Annotated in this window: 16 protein-coding genes; 14 read left to right on the plus strand and 2 right to left on the minus strand. The window is 43.3% G+C overall.

Features of this window, described 5'->3' with window-relative positions:
- Positions 1–40 precede the first annotated feature (40 nt).
- Positions 41–769 carry a glycerophosphodiester phosphodiesterase gene (locus tag RCG24_RS02300; protein ID WP_308078220.1) on the plus strand — a complete coding sequence of 243 codons (729 nt, stop codon included), beginning with the start codon at positions 41–43 and terminating at the stop codon, positions 767–769.
- Positions 770–781: 12 nt separating this feature from the next.
- On the opposite strand, the gene RCG24_RS02305 is transcribed toward RCG24_RS02300, so the two are convergent.
- Positions 782–1,021: a DUF2627 domain-containing protein gene (locus RCG24_RS02305; RefSeq protein ID WP_308078221.1), complete on the minus strand. Its 240-nt coding sequence runs from the start codon at positions 1,019–1,021 to the stop codon at positions 782–784.
- A gap of 162 nt (positions 1,022–1,183) precedes the next feature.
- Here RCG24_RS02305 and RCG24_RS02310 point away from each other — a divergent pair, with 162 nt between their 5' ends.
- From RCG24_RS02310 to RCG24_RS02365, 12 genes are all read left to right on the plus strand, one after another.
- Positions 1,184–3,256, plus strand: a complete 2,073-nt coding sequence (locus tag RCG24_RS02310) for a sigma-54-dependent Fis family transcriptional regulator (protein ID WP_308079089.1) — start codon at positions 1,184–1,186, stop codon at positions 3,254–3,256.
- Between the two features lie 130 nt (positions 3,257–3,386).
- On the plus strand, positions 3,387–4,274 hold the full coding sequence (gene yqiS, locus RCG24_RS02315; RefSeq protein ID WP_374049116.1) for a phosphate butyryltransferase: 888 nt from the start codon (positions 3,387–3,389) through the stop codon (positions 4,272–4,274).
- 80 nt (positions 4,275–4,354) lie between these two features.
- On the plus strand, positions 4,355–5,458 hold the full coding sequence (gene bcd / locus RCG24_RS02320) for a branched-chain amino acid dehydrogenase (protein WP_308078222.1): 1,104 nt from the start codon (positions 4,355–4,357) through the stop codon (positions 5,456–5,458).
- An 89-nt stretch (positions 5,459–5,547) separates the two neighbouring features.
- The gene (gene buk, locus RCG24_RS02325) at positions 5,548–6,681 is read left to right on the plus strand and encodes a butyrate kinase (RefSeq protein ID WP_308078223.1); all 1,134 of its coding nucleotides are present in this window, start codon (positions 5,548–5,550) and stop codon (positions 6,679–6,681) included.
- The gene (gene lpdA, locus RCG24_RS02330; RefSeq protein ID WP_308078224.1) at positions 6,671–8,092 is read left to right on the plus strand and encodes a dihydrolipoyl dehydrogenase; all 1,422 of its coding nucleotides are present in this window, start codon (positions 6,671–6,673) and stop codon (positions 8,090–8,092) included. Before buk ends, lpdA begins: the two co-directional genes overlap by 11 nt.
- A gap of 127 nt (positions 8,093–8,219) precedes the next feature.
- Complete coding sequence (locus RCG24_RS02335; RefSeq protein WP_308078225.1) at positions 8,220–9,212, plus strand: thiamine pyrophosphate-dependent dehydrogenase E1 component subunit alpha; 993 nt, start codon at positions 8,220–8,222, stop codon at positions 9,210–9,212.
- 14 nt (positions 9,213–9,226) lie between these two features.
- Positions 9,227–10,210, plus strand: a complete 984-nt coding sequence (locus tag RCG24_RS02340) for an alpha-ketoacid dehydrogenase subunit beta (RefSeq protein ID WP_308078226.1) — start codon at positions 9,227–9,229, stop codon at positions 10,208–10,210.
- Positions 10,211–10,249: 39 nt separating this feature from the next.
- On the plus strand, positions 10,250–11,557 hold the full coding sequence (locus RCG24_RS02345) for a dihydrolipoamide acetyltransferase family protein (RefSeq protein ID WP_308078227.1): 1,308 nt from the start codon (positions 10,250–10,252) through the stop codon (positions 11,555–11,557).
- Positions 11,558–11,764: 207 nt separating this feature from the next.
- The gene (locus RCG24_RS02350; RefSeq protein ID WP_308078228.1) at positions 11,765–13,612 is read left to right on the plus strand and encodes a methylmalonyl-CoA mutase subunit beta; all 1,848 of its coding nucleotides are present in this window, start codon (positions 11,765–11,767) and stop codon (positions 13,610–13,612) included.
- Positions 13,593–15,791 (plus strand): methylmalonyl-CoA mutase, encoded by a 2,199-nt coding sequence (gene scpA, locus RCG24_RS02355; RefSeq protein WP_308078229.1) that lies wholly within the window; start codon positions 13,593–13,595, stop codon positions 15,789–15,791. Before RCG24_RS02350 ends, scpA begins: the two co-directional genes overlap by 20 nt.
- Positions 15,792–16,904 (plus strand): methylmalonyl Co-A mutase-associated GTPase MeaB, encoded by a 1,113-nt coding sequence (gene meaB / locus RCG24_RS02360; protein ID WP_308078230.1) that lies wholly within the window; start codon positions 15,792–15,794, stop codon positions 16,902–16,904.
- Between the two features lie 183 nt (positions 16,905–17,087).
- Positions 17,088–17,525, plus strand: a complete 438-nt coding sequence (locus RCG24_RS02365) for a BrxA/BrxB family bacilliredoxin (RefSeq protein WP_308078231.1) — start codon at positions 17,088–17,090, stop codon at positions 17,523–17,525.
- Positions 17,526–17,583: 58 nt separating this feature from the next.
- Here RCG24_RS02365 and prli42 read toward each other — a convergent pair whose 3' ends face one another.
- Positions 17,584–17,682: a stressosome-associated protein Prli42 gene (gene prli42 / locus RCG24_RS02370; protein WP_202655302.1), complete on the minus strand. Its 99-nt coding sequence runs from the start codon at positions 17,680–17,682 to the stop codon at positions 17,584–17,586.
- A 163-nt stretch (positions 17,683–17,845) separates the two neighbouring features.
- On the opposite strand from prli42, the gene mce reads away from it, so the two are divergent.
- Positions 17,846–18,259, plus strand: a complete 414-nt coding sequence (gene mce / locus RCG24_RS02375; RefSeq protein ID WP_202655303.1) for a methylmalonyl-CoA epimerase — start codon at positions 17,846–17,848, stop codon at positions 18,257–18,259.

The raw sequence follows: 18,259 nt of genomic DNA on the forward strand, positions 1-18,259 counted from the left end.
TAGGAAGTCAGTTCCCTATTTAAAGTTAGGAAGTGAAGGAATGACACAAATATTAGCTCATCGAGGATACTCCGCTTCTTTCGCTGAAAATACCATGAGTGCCTTTATGGGAGCAGAAAAAGCCGGTGCAGATGGTTTAGAGCTTGATGTTCAATTAACCAAAGATGGTGAAATTGTCGTAATCCATGATGAAAAAGTTGATCGCACCACGAATGGACATGGATTTGTGAAAGATTATTCATATAAAGAAATTAGAAAACTAAATGCCAATAAAAAAGGAGTAAAAAGGGAACCAATTCCTTCGTTGGTGGAAGTTTTTGAATGGCTGAAAACGAACAAATTATTATGCAATATTGAAATGAAAAATGGCTTGTTTCCATATGAAGGTATGGAAGAAAAAGTGATTGAGCTTGTATATAAGTATGATTTGGCCGATCGGATTATTATTTCCTCGTTTAATCATTACAGCATCGTTTATAGTTACCGGCTGGCTCCAGAAATTGAAACAGCTCCCCTCTTTTTGGAAGCCATTTATATGCCGTGGGTTTATTCGCAATCGATTCGGGCGAAAGGAATTCATCCAAAGCATTCAACCATTCCTGATCATATTATCACGACAACCATGGAAAATGGAATTGCCGTACGCCCCTATACCGTTAACAGAGAAGCTGATTTAAAGCGGATTTTTAAGCTGAATTGCACTGCTGTCATTACCGATAATCCTGTCAAGGCTTTAAAAGTTAAAAAACAATATGAAAAGAGGCCGTAATAATAGCCTCTTTTATCTTTTTTGTTTAAATCTAGCCTGGACTTTATTTCTTTTGCGGTCGCGGTGAAGAATAAATCCGCCAATGAAGGCTAAACCGATGACAAAAAATAATAAACCACCAATAAATTGGATCCATAAATTAGGAAATGGCGGTTGCAGCACTCCAAAGATCATGTCGCGCATTAATTTGATTCCCAATGCAGCTAAACAGCCTGGGATTAAGAGAATGAAGAGGGCAATGATTCGTGTCATATGTATTTCCTTCCATTGTTATTTACATCCACTATTATCCACTTAAAAAAATAATATTACATAGAAGGAATTTGTCAAGAATTCAGTTTAACGCTACAATTTATTATGAAAAATATTGCAAAATTCCAATGAAAAAAATTTCCAACTAAAAGGGGTGGAATGATGCAAAACGTTATGATTGTAGGTGCAGGTAAAGGCGGCACGGCAATTTTTAAAATATTAAAGGAATCTGAAGTACTAAATGTTTTTGCGGTCATCGATCGAAATACAAAGGCATCAGGAATTTTATTGGCACAACAGCAAGGGATTAAAACCGGAAGCGATTGGAGGCCGTTATTAAACGAAAATATCGACATCATCATCGAGGTAACTGGTGATGACAATGTATTTCAACAGCTGCGAAACGAAAAAAAGAAAAAAACAATTTTAATTCCGGGGAGTGTCGCCTTTCTATTATCAAGGCTGATGGAAGAGAAAGAAGAATTAATCAGGAAGCATCAATATGAATCATATCTGCAGGAGTTGATCTTTAACTCTACGAATGACGGAATGGTTGTCATTGATCATAACGGGTTTGTTATTTTGTTTAATAAACGGGCTGAAGAAATGATGGGGGTTAGGAAATCAGAGGTAATCGGAAAACATGTAACGGAGATCATCCCCGAAAGCCGGCTTCCGATTATTCTTAAAACCCGAAGGATTGAGACAAACCAAGAAATGGTGCTGGGCAATGGTCGAAAAATTATTACATCGCGTATTCCTATTGTGGAAGCGAACGGATCATTAATCGGGGCCGTTGCCGTCTTTAAAGATATTACTGAAGCGGTAAAACTTGCTGAGGAGATCACTAATTTAAAGGAAATTCAAACGATGCTGCAAGCAATTATCCATTCTAGCGATGATGCGATTTCTGTCGTCGATGAAAATGGCCGGGGGATTTTGATAAATCCCGCCTATACCCGAATAACCGGTCTCTCCGAGGAACAGGTGATTGGTCAGCCGGCAACAGCTGATATTTCGGAAGGCGAAAGTATGCATATGAAGGTGTTGCAAACAAGACGTGCAGTGCGTGGAGTACCAATGAGGGTGGGCCCGAATAAAAGGGAAGTCATCGTCAATGTGGCCCCTATCATCGTCAATGGTAAATTAAAGGGCAGCGTCGGTGTTATTCATGACATGTCGGAGATGAAATCGCTGAGTCGAGAATTAAATCGGGCCCGGCAGTTAATTCGAAAGCTTGAGGCAAAATACACGTTTGAGGATATTATTGGTAAATCGGATGAAATGGCACTGGCCATTGAACAGGCTAAACTTGGCGCGAAGACGCCGGCTACCGTTCTATTGCGCGGGGAGTCAGGGACGGGAAAAGAGCTATTTGCCCATGCAATCCATAATGCCAGCGACCGAAAATACAATAAATTTATTCGCGTAAACTGCGCCGCCATTTCAGAATCCTTGTTGGAAAGTGAATTATTTGGCTACGAGGAGGGGGCCTTTTCCGGTGCCTTAAGAGGCGGCAAAAGAGGGTTATTTGAAGAAGCAAATCACGGAAGTATTTTCCTTGATGAAATCGGAGAACTTTCAGCCAATACACAGGCAAAGCTCTTGCGTGTCCTTCAGGAAGGAGAAATCATTCGTGTCGGTGGTACAAAGCCGATCACCATTGATGTAAGGGTAATTGCTGCGACAAATGTCAACCTGGAAAAAGGGATTGCGGGCGGAACGTTTAGGGAAGACTTATATTACCGTCTTAATCGGATGCCCATTCATATTCCGCCGCTCAGAAACCGCAAAGAAGAGATTCCGGCATTATGTGAGCGACTGATTCAAAAAATAAACCGCGATTATGGGAGAAATGTGGAGGGGATTACCGAGGCAGCTTTAACTCAGTTAATCGAGTATGACTGGCCGGGAAATGTCAGGGAATTAGAAAATATTCTTGGCAGAGCGATGATTTTTATGAGCAATTATGAGTTGCTAATCGATGTCCATCATTTACCGGAATTGAAAAACAACACTCATCACAAAGAAGATGTGCAAGCCAGCCACCAACCGCTTGGCATAGGGCGTAGCTTGGCGGATTTGCTGGATGAATATGAAGCTAGAATTATTCAGCAAACTCTCTCAAGATTTAATGGAAATAAAACATTAACGGCTAAAACACTTGGCTTATCCGTAAGAAATTTATATTACAAGCTCGAAAAATATAAATTTGAAAACAATAGCATGCAATAAATTTCATAGTGTGAAATTTATTGCATCATATATACGGAAAAGTTAAAGCGTTTTCAAAAATATTTTTGGCACAATACTTGCATTTAAAAATATTAGAGTTCGAGTTAAGGAGGAAAGGGTTGATGACAACTTGTTGCTGGAATCACTTATCGAAAGAGCAGCCCAAATAAACACCAAAACAGTCGCAGTTGCCGAAGCAGAGGACTCTGAAGTGATCAAGGCGGTGATTGAGGCATCTGAACGGAATTTAGCACGTTTTATTCTTTACGGAAATCAGGAAAAAATCAAGGCATTATTAGATACAACGAAGTATGATATTAAAATTGTTCATACAGATTCAAGTGCTTCTGCAGCAGAATGTGCCGTCAAGGCAGTTTCTAGCAAGGAAGCCGACGTTTTAATGAAGGGCAATCTCGCGACAAATATTATTTTAAAAGCAGTGTTAAATAAGGACTTCGGTTTACGAACTGGTAATATTCTATCGCATACAGCCGTTTTTGAGATTCCGGAAATTGATCGCTTGCTGATTGTTACCGATGCGGCGATGAATATTTCACCGGATTTGGAACAAAAACGGCAAATTATCGAGAACGCGGTATTGATTGCCCAATCAATTGGCATCGACCATCCAAAAGTTGCTCCAATTGCTGCAGTGGAAACTGTGAACCCTCTAATGCAAGCTACATTGGATGCAGCCGCTTTAACGATGATGAATAAGCGTGGACAAATTGACGGATGTTCCATCGATGGACCGCTGGCATTAGATAACGCCGTGTCCAACCTGGCAGCGAAACATAAAGGAATTCACAGCGAGGTTGCTGGTAATGCTGATATATTATTAGTTCCAACCATTGAAGTTGGAAATGTTTTATATAAATCACTCGTTTATTTTGCCAAAGCAAAGGTTGCAGCGGTCATTTCCGGTGCCAAAGCGCCGATTGTTTTAACTTCAAGAGCTGACAGTTCCGAAAGTAAGCTGCATTCTCTCGCCTTGGCCTTATGTTGTGCTACTGAATAGCATTGTTTGCTGATCTTAATTCGAATGTTTCTTGACTGATAAGGTGCGGCCTGCTGCAAAATTTAGGAGGAATGAACAATATGGAAATCTTTAACTACCTAGAAAAATATGATTATGAACAGCTTGTATTTTGTCAAGATAAACAATCTGGTTTAAAGGCGATTATTGCCATCCATGATACCACTCTTGGCCCAGCACTCGGAGGAACAAGAATGTGGACTTATGCTTCTGAGGAAGCAGCCATTGAAGATGCCCTTCGTTTAGCAAGAGGGATGACGTATAAAAATGCCGCAGCCGGATTAAATCTTGGCGGTGGTAAGACAGTCATTATCGGTGATCCGCGAAAGGATAAAAACGAAGAAATGTTCCGTGCTTTTGGTCGCTATATTCAAGGACTAAACGGCCGTTATATTACCGCGGAGGATGTCGGAACAACCGTAGCCGATATGGATCTAATTCACGAAGAAACCGACTATGTTACCGGTATTTCACCGGCGTTTGGTTCGTCAGGCAATCCTTCTCCAGTGACAGCATACGGAGTCTATCGCGGAATGAAGGCAGCGGCAAAAGAAGCCTTTGGGTCTGATTCATTAGCAGGAAAGACAGTTGCCATTCAAGGTGTTGGCAATGTCGCTTATACGCTTTGCCGTTACCTGCATGAAGAAGGCGCACAATTAATCGTAACAGATATTAATAAAGAAGCAGTGAAGCGGGCAGTAGACGAATTTTCTGCCAAGGCTGTCGATCCGGACGAAATTTACAGTGTAGAATGTGATATTTATGCCCCCTGTGCACTCGGGGCGACCATCAATGATGAAACGATTCCCCAGTTAAAAGCAAAAGTAATTGCCGGTTCAGCCAATAATCAATTAAAGGATGCACGCCACGGAGATATCATTCATGAATTAGGCATTGTTTATGCCCCTGATTATGTGATTAATGCCGGTGGAGTCATTAATGTTGCTGACGAATTATATGGCTATAATCGCGAACGGGCCATGAAAAAGGTAGAAACGATTTATAACAGCATTGAAAAAATTATTGAGATTTCAAAGCGTGACGGTATCCCAACCTATGTAGCAGCGGATCGGATGGCTGAAGAAAGAATAGAAAGAATGCGAAATTCAAGAAGCCAATTTTTACAAAATGGACATCACATTTTAAGTCGAAGAAGATCAAGATAAGGACTTGAAGAAACTAAAGGCAAAGTACTGAATCCGGGGAATTCAGTGTCTTTGCCTTTGTTAAAGTAACTGTTTTGGAGGTTATCGTATTGCCGGAAACTGTGTATCGAATACTTACGATCAATCCTGGTTCAACATCTACAAAGATTGGAATCTTCGATAACGAACTGCTGCTACTCGAAAAAATAATTCGCCATGACGCCGACATGCTTCATTCCTTCACTAATATTATCGATCAATACGAATTCAGAAAGAAGATAATTCTTGAAATACTTGATTATGAGGGAATCAATATTTCAAAATTTAGTGCTGTTTGTGGGCGCGGCGGTCTTCTCCGGCCGATTGAAGGGGGGACTTATGCTGTCAACGAATTAATGCTGCAAGATTTACGGGCCGGTTATTCAGGCCAGCATGCCTCTAATCTTGGTGGAATCATTGCCCATGCGATTGCTTCTGGTTTAAATATTCCTTCCTTTATTGTTGATCCAGTCGTAGTTGATGAGCTTGAGCCCATTGCCAGATTTTCGGGATTCCCCTTGATTGAAAGGAAAAGTATCTTTCATGCTCTGAACCAAAAAGCAGTTGCAAGAAGAGCTGCAAAGGAATTAGGAAGAGATTATAGCGAATTAAATCTTATCGTTGCCCACATGGGCGGGGGAATTACAGTTGGTGTCCATAAACATGGTCGGGTGGTCGATGTGAATAATGGACTTCATGGTGAAGGTCCGTTCAGCCCGGAACGTGCTGGTACAGTGCCTGCGGGAGACTTAGTGTCGATTTGTTTTTCTGGAGAATATTACAGGGAAGAAATTATGAAAATGCTTGTTGGCCGAGGCGGACTGGCTGGTTATCTTGGAACAAATGATGCCCTAAAAGTGGAAGCGCGCATTGCCGCTGGCGATGAAAAGGCCAAACAGGTCTATGAAGCTATGGCCTATCAAGTTGCCAAGGAAATTGGTTCTGCAAGTGCGGCACTTTCCGGTAAAGTAGATGCGATTATTTTAACAGGTGGTTTGGCCTACGGGAAGGATTTTGTCACGGCCATTTCGAATAGAATTAATTGGATTGCAGATGTGCTGGTCCACCCGGGAGAAAATGAACTTCAAGCATTAGCGGAAGGAGCCTTAAGGGTTTTACGTGGAGAGGAGGAAGCAAAAGTATATCCTGGGAAATATATAGAATCTAAAATATCAAATTCAGGAGGAACGAAAAGTGGCACATGAGTATGATGTAGTAATTTTAGGCGGGGGCACTGGCGGCTATGTTGCAGCGATACGGGCATCACAACTAGGTTTAAAAACAGCAATTGTCGAAAAAGGAAAGCTTGGGGGGACATGTTTACATAAAGGCTGTATTCCTAGCAAGGCTTTGTTAAGAAGCGCCGAAGTATTTGCCACGGCAAAGCGAAGTGAAGATTTCGGCGTCATGACTGGTGATATATCGGTAAATTTTGGAAGAGTCCAGGAAAGAAAAGAAAAAATTATCACCCAGCTTCACAAAGGGGTTCAGCATCTTATGAAGCAGGGGAAAATTGATGTTTACGAAGGGATTGGCCGGATTCTCGGTCCATCGATATTCTCACCAATGCCGGGAACGATCTCGGTTGAAATGAATAATGGGACTGAAAATGAAATCCTTATCCCGAAAAATGTGATTATTGCTACCGGCTCAAGACCAAGGAGCCTGCCGGGTCTGGAAATTGACGGAGAATATGTCATGTCGTCCGACGAGGCCTTGGAAATGAAAACCTTGCCTGATTCTATCCTTATAGTCGGTGGTGGAGTTATTGGGGTTGAATGGGCCTCCATGCTTTCTGATTTCGGAGTGAAAGTAACTATTATTGAGTATGCGGATCGAATTATCCCCACGGAGGATCATGATATTTCTAAGGAAATGCAGCGGATCATGAAGAAAAAGGGAATAGAAATGATCACGGGTGCTAAGGTCTTGCCCGAAACATTGGTTAAGGATCAAGGTGTTACCGTATCTGCAGAGGTTAAAGGAACAGTAAAAGAATTTAACGCTGACAAGCTGCTTGTTTCTGTAGGACGACAGGCAAATACAGAAGGGATTGGTCTTGACAATACGGAAATTCAAGTTGAAAAAGGGTTTATTGTCACCAATGAATTTTTTCAAACAAAGGAATCTCACATTTATGCCATTGGCGATGTGATCGGCGGCCTTCAATTGGCACATGTTGCATCACATGAAGGAATTATTGCGGTGGAACATATAGCTGGGAAAAATCCATCGCCGCTTGATTACCATCTGGTTTCCAGATGCATATACAGTAATCCGGAGGTTTCCAGTGTCGGAATGACTGAACAAGAGGCAATTGAAACAGGAAAGAAAGTGAAGGTTGGCAAGTTTTCCTTCAGAGCAATTGGCAAGGCCCTTGTTTTTGGAGAATCGGATGGTTTTGTAAAAATGATTGCCGATCAAGAGACGGATGATCTATTAGGCGTGCATATGATTGGCCCGCATGTGACAGACATGATATCAGAAGCTGGGCTGGCCATGGTATTAAATGCTGTACCTTGGGAAATTGCCCATACAATTCATCCTCATCCAACGTTGTCAGAGGCTATTGGGGAAGCGGCGCTGGCTGTGGATGGAATCGCAATTCACGGTTAAGTTTAAAGGGATACTTTTTTGACTAAAACAGAAGATATATTGAGAATCTGGCGATTTGCTGAATTAATCTGGACTATGAGTAACTGCTGTTACATGTTGGATAAAAAATGACGAGAGGATGAACTAAATGGTAGAGAAGCGTCATGAAGCGTTAGGTTTAAGCGACGATAAAGTGTTGGAGATGTATGAAACGATGCTTTTAGCCCGTCGCATCGATGAGCGAATGTGGCTGTTAAATCGTGCCGGGAAAATTCCATTTGTCATTTCCTGTCAAGGGCAGGAAGCCGCTCAAGTCGGCGCCGCTTTTGCTTTGGATCGTAACAAAGATTACGTGCTCCCATACTATCGGGACATTGGAGTGGTTTTGACATTCGGAATGACCCCAAGAGAACTTATGCTGTCCGGATTTGCCAAGAAAGAGGATCCTAACTCTGGGGGAAGGCAGATGCCTGGCCATTTCGGACAAAAGAAGAATCGAATCGTAACGGGATCATCCCCTGTAACAACACAGGTTCCACATGCAGTCGGGATTGCCCTGGCCGGAAAAATGGAAAGGAAGGATTTCGTCTCCTTCGTCACATTTGGAGAAGGATCTTCCAACCAAGGGGACTTCCATGAAGGTGCTAATTTTGCCGGTGTTCACAAACTTCCTGTTATTTTCATGTGTGAGAATAATAAATACGCTATCTCCGTACCAATTGAAAAACAATTAGCTTGTGAAAAGGTATCTGACCGGGCGATTGGCTATGGTATGCCAGGTTTCACGGTAGACGGAAACGATCCTTTAGAGGTTTATAAGGTTGTCCGTGAAGCGGCAGATCGGGGGCGCCGCGGCGAGGGACCTACTTTAATTGAAACAGTTTCCTATCGCTTGACTCCACACTCCTCTGATGATGATGACCGCTCCTATCGGGCCCCGGATGAAGTGGCAAAAGCGAAAACGCAAGACCCAATTATCACCTTTGGGGCCTATTTGAAAGAAACGGGTGTGATGACAGAGGAAACAGAAAGGGAAATTAATGACCGCGTCATGAAAGAGGTAAATGAAGCTACTGAATATGCCGAAAATGCTCCGTATGCAGCGCCGGAGGATGCATTGAAACATGTTTATGGGAATTGATGGGAGGATGAAACATGGCAGTCATTTCTTATATTGATGCTGTAACAATGGCCATTCGCGAAGAAATGGAAAGGGACCCCAAGGTTTTTGTCCTAGGGGAGGACGTCGGGAAAAAGGGCGGCGTCTTTAAAGCAACGCAAGGTTTATATGATCAATTTGGTGAAGAAAGAGTCATCGATACACCGCTTGCGGAGTCGGCTATTGCCGGTGTAGGCATTGGTGCAGCCATGTACGGCATGCGTCCAATAGCGGAAATGCAATTTGCTGATTTTATCATGCCGGCCGTTAACCAAATCATTTCGGAGGCTGCAAGAATTCGTTATCGATCCAATAATGATTGGAATTGTCCGATTGTTATTCGAGCACCGTATGGCGGCGGTGTTCATGGCGCCCTCTATCATTCCCAATCTGTTGAAGCAGTATTTGCGAATCAGCCGGGCCTCAAAATTGTCATGCCGTCAACACCTTATGACGTGAAAGGACTGTTAAAAGCAGCAATTCGCGATAATGATCCCGTTCTTTTCTTCGAACATAAGCGGGCCTACCGCTTAATTAAAGGGGAAGTTCCTGCTGAAGACTATACACTGCCAATTGGCAAAGCGGATGTAAAACGCGAAGGAGAAGATATCACGGTTATCACTTATGGACTTTGTGTTCACTTCGCCCTTCAGGCGGCAGAAAAATTAGCTAAAGACGGAATTTCAGCACATATTCTTGATTTGCGTACCGTTTATCCCCTGGATAAAGCAGCGATTATTGAAGCGGCCTCCAAAACAGGAAAAGTTTTACTAGTAACGGAGGACAATAAAGAAGGCAGTGTCATGAGCGAAGTAGCGGCAATCATTGCAGAACATTGCTTGTTTGAATTGGATGCTCCGATCAAACGACTGGCAGGCCCAGACGTTCCGGCAATGCCATACGCTCCGACAATGGAAAAATTCTTTATCATCAATCCAGATAAGGTTGAAAAAGCAATGCGGGAATTGGCTGAATTCTAACTGGTCCTGAAGAAATAATCGCATAGGAGGTATAGACCATTGGCAGTAGAACAAATAAAAATGCCGCAATTGGGTGAAAGCGTAACGGAGGGTACGATTAGTAAATGGCTGGTGAAACCCGGAGATAAGGTAAATAAATATGACCCACTGGCCGAGGTCATGACAGATAAAGTAAATGCAGAAATACCCTCGTCCTTTACAGGCGTCATTAAAGAGCTGGTAGCGTCCGAGGACGATACCCTGGCTGTGGGAGAAATTATTTGTACGATTGAAATCGAAGACAGCCGCGACCCTGATGCCAAAGTAATCGCTTCTAATGATAAGCAAAAGGTGTCAACGGCAGCAGAAAATATTGCCGCAGCCAACCATGTAAATAAATCCCGTTATTCTCCTGCAGTATTGAAGCTTTCTCAGGAACACGGCATTGATTTAAACCAGGTGTCAGGCACCGGTCTCGGTGGACGGATCACCAGAAAAGATTTATTGAAATTAATCGAGTCGGGTAATATTCCAATTGCCGGTCAAACAGCAGTATCCGCAGCTACGCAGGCTGTTGACGAAGCGGTCGTTCCATCTGAGCTGCCAGGTCAAGCGGCCGGAGCACCAGTTCAACCCGCACCTGCTGTCAATATTCCGGTCTCTTCCGGGGATATTGAAATTCCGGTGACAGGTATCCGTAAAACAATTGCGGCCAATATGCTGCGCAGCAAGCATGAGGCCCCACATGCATGGACAATGGTGGAAGTGGACGCTACGAATCTGGTGGAATATCGTAACTCAATTAAGACCGAGTTTAAGAAAAAAGAAGGATTTAATATTACGTACTTTGCCTTCTTTGTAAAAGCTGTGGCACAAGCACTGAAGGAATTTCCACAAATCAATTCAATGTGGGCAGGAGATAAAATAATCCAGAAAAAAGATATCAATATCTCCATTGCCGTGGCTACGGATGATGCTTTATTTGTTCCTGTAATTAAACAGGCAGATGAAAAAACGATTAAAGGAATTGCCCGTGAAATTTCTGAACTGGCTGAGAAGGTTAGAGCCGGCAAGCTGCGACCCGAAGATATGCAGGGCGGAACCTTTACTGTTAACAATACGGGCACATTTGGCTCTGTTCAATCCATGGGTATTATCAACTATCCGCAGGCAGCTATTCTGCAGGTTGAATCAATTGTTAAACGGCCGGTTGTGATGAGCAATGGCATGATTGCAGTTCGTGACATGGTGAACCTTTGTCTGTCACTTGACCACCGTGTCTTAGACGGTCTGGTTTGCGGGCGCTTCCTGGCAAGATTAAAGGATATTATCGAAAATATCTCTAAAACAACAACTTCAATTTATTAACAGTTGTTGGAAAGCCGCCAATTGTATTTTTCATTGGCGGCTTATTTTTTCCTAAAAGGCCAGGATAATACAGCTCCACCTCTGTCTTCGTGCTTATGGACTCGCCAATCGGAAGTTTTCATTTAGCTAAATATTCTGTTTTCATTGCCTGATTGTTCATTGTATCCTAAAATAAAGTTATAAGCAGACGGAAGGGGGAGAAGAAGCTTGGATCAAATAAGGAGTCAGAATTTTCCAATTAAATCTTTAGACGATTGGATTGAGAAAGCTGAATTATCATTAAAAGGGAGAAAGATAGAATCCCTGCAAAGTAATACATATGAAACTATTACTTTAAAACCGCTTTATACTCGGGAAGATGAAAGGCCGGTATCGAATTATCCGGGCGGGACCGATTTCCGGAGGGGGATTGATCCATTAGGTTATCTTATTAATGAATGGAAGGTTGCCCAGCGAATTTCCTATGAAACAGTAGGAGAGCTTACACAGAAGCTGGAAGAAGCTTTCAAGCGAGGACAAACCGCTATTTCCTTTGAGGTTTCGGAAGAGGTTGTTCCCCATTTATCGGAATTACCAACTGAAATAATTCAAAACTATCCTTTTGCAATTAATTCTAAATGGCACCAAGCCGCGCTATTAAATAATCTTGCCGCTTTGTCAATCGATGGCACACAGCTAACCGGGTATATTGCCAATGATCCGATTGCCTTGTTTGCTGAGGAGGGGGTCTTAACAGAGACAGTCTTTAAAGAATGGTCAGTAGACGTAATGCAAGCTGAAGATCGTTTTCCTAATTTACGCACGATCCTCATCGATACAACTTCTTATCATAACGGCGGGGCCAATGCGGTTCAGGAGTTAGCAATTGCTGCAGCTACAGGTGTATTTTATTTGGAGAAACGGACAGAATACGGGATCGAACCGGAGAGAACACTGTCAAAAATGATATTTCAGTTCGCAATCGGTTCAAACTTCTTTATGGAACTGGCAAAGCTTCGCGCGGCAAGAATCTTGTGGAACCGCATCAGTGAACTTTATCGTGCCGAAGAAAAAGCACGGGGTATGCAGATTGCGGCTGTTACATCCAGCTTTACAAAAACAGTTTTTGACCCGCATGTCAATCTGCTTCGTGGCGCAAATGAAGCCTTTGCGGCTGTTTTAGGCGGTGTTCAGTATTTGCATGTCGAACCCTTTGATCAGCTTACCGGTTCCAGTCCGTTTTCAGAGCGAATTGCCCGAAATACGCAGCTGATCTTAAAAGAGGAAGCCCTTTTACAGAAGGTAGTTGACCCTGCTGGTGGTTCTTGGTATATAGAAGCCTTAACAACAGAGTTGGCAGACAAGGCGTGGGCGCTCTTTCAAACAATTGATGCCAAGGGCGGAATCCTTGAGGTTTTAAAAACAAATTGGCTGCAGCAGGAAATAGCGGCCGTTTTTGCACAAAAGAGGATCGACATCGAGACCAGAAAACAAAGCATCATTGGAACGAATGTTTATGCCAGACCGGATGAAACAGCTCTTTATAAAACGTCTCTTCACGATAAGCAAAATAAAAATATAGCGGCAATACCGCAGCGCAGACTAGCGGAGCCTTACGAAAAACTTCGTAGCAAGGCAAAAAAACTAGCGGAACAAAAAGGAGCGGCTTTGACTGTAGGACTTCTATGCCTTGGCGAATTAAAGCAGCACAAAGCAAGAGCTGATTTTATGAAAGGGTTTCTTTCAGCAGGTGGGATTAAAACTGTTGACAGTCCTCCAATTGGAACCGTTGCTGAGGCCAGACAGTATTTAACAGAGTTACCATCGCCGTTCGTTGTCTTTTGCGGAACAAATGAGCAATATGAACAGCTTGGTCATAAGCTGTTAACGACTTTAAAACCAGAATTTCCAAAGCTGAAATTTTTCCTGGCAGGACTTCCTGATAAAGAAAATCAGAGCCAGTGGCTTGCGGATGGAATAACACAGTTTATCCATGTGAAAAGCAATTGCTATGAAACTCTTGCGGGAATGCTTGAAGAATGGGAGGTGACCTTCGATGAATCACAACAAGCCTGATTTTCAACATATAACATTGTCTGATCATCAGCCACTAATGACGAAAGAGGAGTGGCAGAAAAAGGCGGAGCAGGAATTGGAAGGCTCTATTGAAGAACTGCTGTTTGAAACAAATGAGCATATTAAATTAAAACCACTTTATACAGGAGAAGATCGCGAAGGCATTGAGCATCTTGATCATCTCCCGGGACTGCCGCCATATACAAGGGGCCCCTATCCCACCATGTATGTAAATCGTCCTTGGACAGTCAGACAGTATGCCGGATTTTCAACTGCGGAGGAAAGCAATGCTTTTTACCGCCGCAACCTGGCGATGGGACAAAAAGGCTTATCGGTCGCCTTTGACTTGGCGACACATAGGGGCTATGATTCTGATCATCCGCGTGTCGTCGGCGACGTCGGGAAAGCAGGGGTAGCGATTGATTCTGTTCTTGATATGAAAACGTTATTTGCCGGAATTCCGCTTGATCAAATGTCTGTCTCGATGACGATGAACGGGGCAGTACTTCCGGTTCTTGCCTTCTTTATTGTCACGGCCGAGGAGCAGGGGGTCAGTCAAGAAAAGCTATCTGGAACAATTCAAAATGATATTTTAAAAGAATATATGGTCCGAAATACGTATATTTATCCGCCAGAGATGTCGATGAAAATCATTGCTGATATTTTTGAATATACCTCGAAGTATATGCCGAAATTTAATAGCATCAGTATTTCCGGCTATCATATGCAGGAGGCTGGAGCACCAGCAGATTTAGAATTAGCCTACACCTTGGCGGATGGCTTGGAATATGTAAGAACCGGACTTAAAGCCGGCATTGATATCGACTCATTTGCCCCAAGGCTGTCGTTTTTCTGGGGAATTGGCATGAATTATTTCATGGAAGTTGCCAAAATGCGGGCCGCCAGATTGATTTGGGCTAAAATGATGAAATCCTTTAACCCGAAAAATGAAAAATCAATGGCGCTCCGGACTCATTCGCAGACATCAGGCTGGAGTTTGACGGAGCAGGATCCATTTAATAACGTTACGAGGACGCTGATTGAAGCTCATGCCGCGGCAATGGGGCACACGCAATCCTTACATACCAACGCGCTTGATGAGGCAATCGCACTGCCGACAGATTTCTCCGCCCGGATAGCCCGCAATACCCAGTTATTCCTTCAAGAAGAGGCAGGAATTACCAAGGTAATCGATCCATGGGCTGGTTCTTATTATGTTGAAAAATTAACCGATGAATTGATTAAGCGTGCCTGGAGCCATATCGAGGAGATTGAAAATCTTGGCGGTATGGCCAAAGCGATTGAAACCGGGCTGCCAAAGATGCGAATTGAAGAGGCTGCTGCGAGAAGACAGGCACAAATCGATTCCGGCAAGGAAACCATCATCGGGGTCAACCGCTATCGCTTGGAAAAGGAAGAACCGATTGATATTTTAGATATTGATAATACCGCTGTCCGGTTAAAACAGATCGAGAAATTAAACGCCCTAAAAATGAGCCGTGATGATCAAAAGGTGGAAGAGGCATTGACAGCCCTGGCTCAAGCTGCGGCAACTGGTGAAGGGAATCTGTTAGAGTTTGCCGTTAGGGCAGCACGTGCACGGGCGACCCTTGGAGAAATTTCCGATGCGATTGAAAAGGCTGCCGGCAGACATAAAGCAGCCATTCAATCCATCAGCGGTGTCTACAGTTCGGCCTTTAGCAATGAAGAGGAAATTAGAATTGTCAAAGAAATGTCCGATGAATTCCTTGACAATGAAGGAAGAAGACCGCGAATATTAATAGCTAAGATGGGGCAGGATGGTCATGACCGCGGTGCCAAGGTCATCGCTACGGCGTTTGCCGACCTGGGCTTTGATGTGGATATCGGTCCACTATTTCAAACACCGGAAGAGACGGCACGACAAGCGGTTGAGAACGATGTCCATGTGATCGGGATGAGTTCGCTTGCTGCTGGACACAAGACATTGTTGCCCCAGCTGGTTGATGAACTGAAAAAGCTGGGCCGTGAGGATATCTTGGTGGTTGTCGGCGGCGTCATTCCGGCACAGGATTACCAATTTTTATATGAACATGGGGCTGCTGCCATCTTCGGACCAGGGACGGTAATTCCGGTAGCGGCACAAAAGGTCATCAAGGCGATCTATCAGCAGCTCGGTTATGAGGAAGTGTCAAATTAAATGACAGCTGATTATAAACCTGAATGGAACGACCCGAAGAATCCGGAGCTCTGTTCAAGTGTGGTAAGAAAGGGGGAGGAGCTTGAAGTTCAAGCATCCCTTAAAAAAAACAGTCGCTTTGCCAAACGCAGTGCACTTGAGCCTTCAGTTAATCAATTATTTGATGGTGTTTTAAACGGTAACAGAGGTCTGCTTGCACGGGCGATTACGTTGATTGAAAGTAACGCGGAGCAGCATTTTCAAAAGGCGCAGGAATTGTTGCGAAGGCTTTTGCCATTCAGCGGTCATTCGATTCGTATTGGCATAACCGGTGTCCCGGGAGCCGGGAAGAGTACCTTTATTGAAGCGTTTGGGATGCATCTTTGCAGCCTGGGATTGAAGGTGGCGGTATTAGCTATTGATCCGAGTTCAAGCATCAGCGGCGGCAGTATCCTTGGTGATAAAACCAGAATGGAGCAGCTGTCGAGGGATCCGCGGGCATTTATCCGCCCCTCTCCTTCCGCCGGCAAGCTGGGCGGAGTCCATCGAAAGACTAGAGAAACGATGCTTGTTTGTGAAGCGGCCGGTTTTGATGTGATTTTGATTGAAACTGTTGGGGTCGGGCAAAGTGAAGTGATTATCAGGGACATGGTTGATTTCTTCATGCTCCTGGTCTTAACCGGTGCCGGTGATGAATTGCAAGGGATGAAGAAAGGGATCATGGAGCTTGCCGATGCGATTATTGTCCATAAGGCAGATGGCGATAATTTACCGAAGGCGGAAAAAACGAGGCATGAGTACAATCGAATCCTTCATTTTTTGCAGCCAGCTACCAAAGGCTGGGTCACAAAGGCACACACCTGCTCATTTTATACCAAGGAAGGCATCAGCGAAGTCTGGAATGTAATTAAAACCTTTGAAGCCAAAGGGAAAGCTTCAGGAATCTTTGACGAAAGAAGAAAAGTGCAATCACGGGAATGGCTGCATGCATTAATTGCCGACCAGCTGCACTATCACTTTTATCATCACCCAGATATTAAAAATCTCCTGCCAAAATTGGAGAATGAAGTGATTGCCGGGGAAAAAACAGTGGCCTCAGCGGTGGAAATCCTATTTGAAAAATTTTTATCATAATTTATCTTAGAAGAAAAGATATAGAAAATTACCACGCTGCAGTGTACGGTGTAATGACTAGACAGGGATCAATAGGCTCTCTGTCTTTTAATTTCATTCCAAGAAAATAAGAATTATTATTTGTAATAAGATTATTTTTACTGTTAATATGTAAATATAGGATTTATAAAGGAGTGAGAAGATATGAGTATGGATTTTAATTTTTTCATGAATGATGTTGTCCGCCAAGCACGGCAGGAGATTGCCGAAGCAGGGTATGAAGAATTAACCACTCCTGAGGAAGTGGAAACAGCACTTGAACGTAAAGGAACAACTTTAGTGATGATAAATTCGGTTTGTGGCTGTGCCGGCGGTGTTGCCCGCCCGGCAGCGGCGCATGCGATTCATTATGATAAGCGTCCAGATCATCTTGTGACCGTGTTTGCTGGTCAGGATAAAGAAGCAACGGAGAAGGCAAGAAGCTATTTTACTGGCTACCCGCCATCCTCACCATCATTTGCCCTATTAAAAGACGGTAAAATCTGTACCATGGTGGAACGTCATCAAATCGAAGGGCATGATCCGGCAGCTGTTGTGGCAAAACTGCAGCAGGAATTTGATAAATATTGTGAAGAAATTTAACTGTCTACTCAAAAAGGCCAATCTCATTTCAGAGATTGGCCCCTTTTTAGACAATTTTTTAATAAAGAAATTTGGCGATCCCCAAAAGGAGTGTAGAGGCCAGCATCGCAAACAACATTAAATAAACGATAATCTTTTGTGTTTTTTTCTTAGACAACTGAGCAAACCTCCCTTACAACCTAAAGTTTTAACTCCATTTTACAGGGAAAAACCAAAATGGACAACCGGAAACTACTGTTCATTTTAGGAAGGATTTATGACATTTATCACGAATACAATAAATGTCGAAAATTATAATAATTTGAACAAGAGGGGTATAAATGATTAAAAAAGTCGACCACATTGGAATTGCTGTTAAATCTCTGGAAGCAGTGTTGCCTTTTTACACGGAAGTACTAGGAATCCCTTTGTTAAGGGTCGAGGAGGTAGAAAGTCAAAAAGTGAAAGTTGCTTTCATGCAAGCAGGGGAAACAAAATTAGAGCTGCTTGAGCCGATGTCTCCGGAAAGTACGATTGCCAAATTTATCGAAAAACGTGGCGAAGGCATCCATCACGTCGCACTGGGCGTTGAATCAATTGAAAAGAGAATTGCTGAACTAAAAGAAAAAGGGATTCGCATGATTGATGACAGTCCAAGACCTGGAGCAGGAGGCGCCGATATTGCCTTTATGCATCCAAAATCAGCTTCAGGTGTGTTATTCGAGCTTTGTGAAAAGAAAGTAAAGAAGGGGTAA

Source organism: Neobacillus sp. OS1-32 (assembly GCF_030915425.1).
Taxonomy (GTDB): domain Bacteria; phylum Bacillota; class Bacilli; order Bacillales; family Cytobacillaceae; genus Neobacillus; species Neobacillus paridis.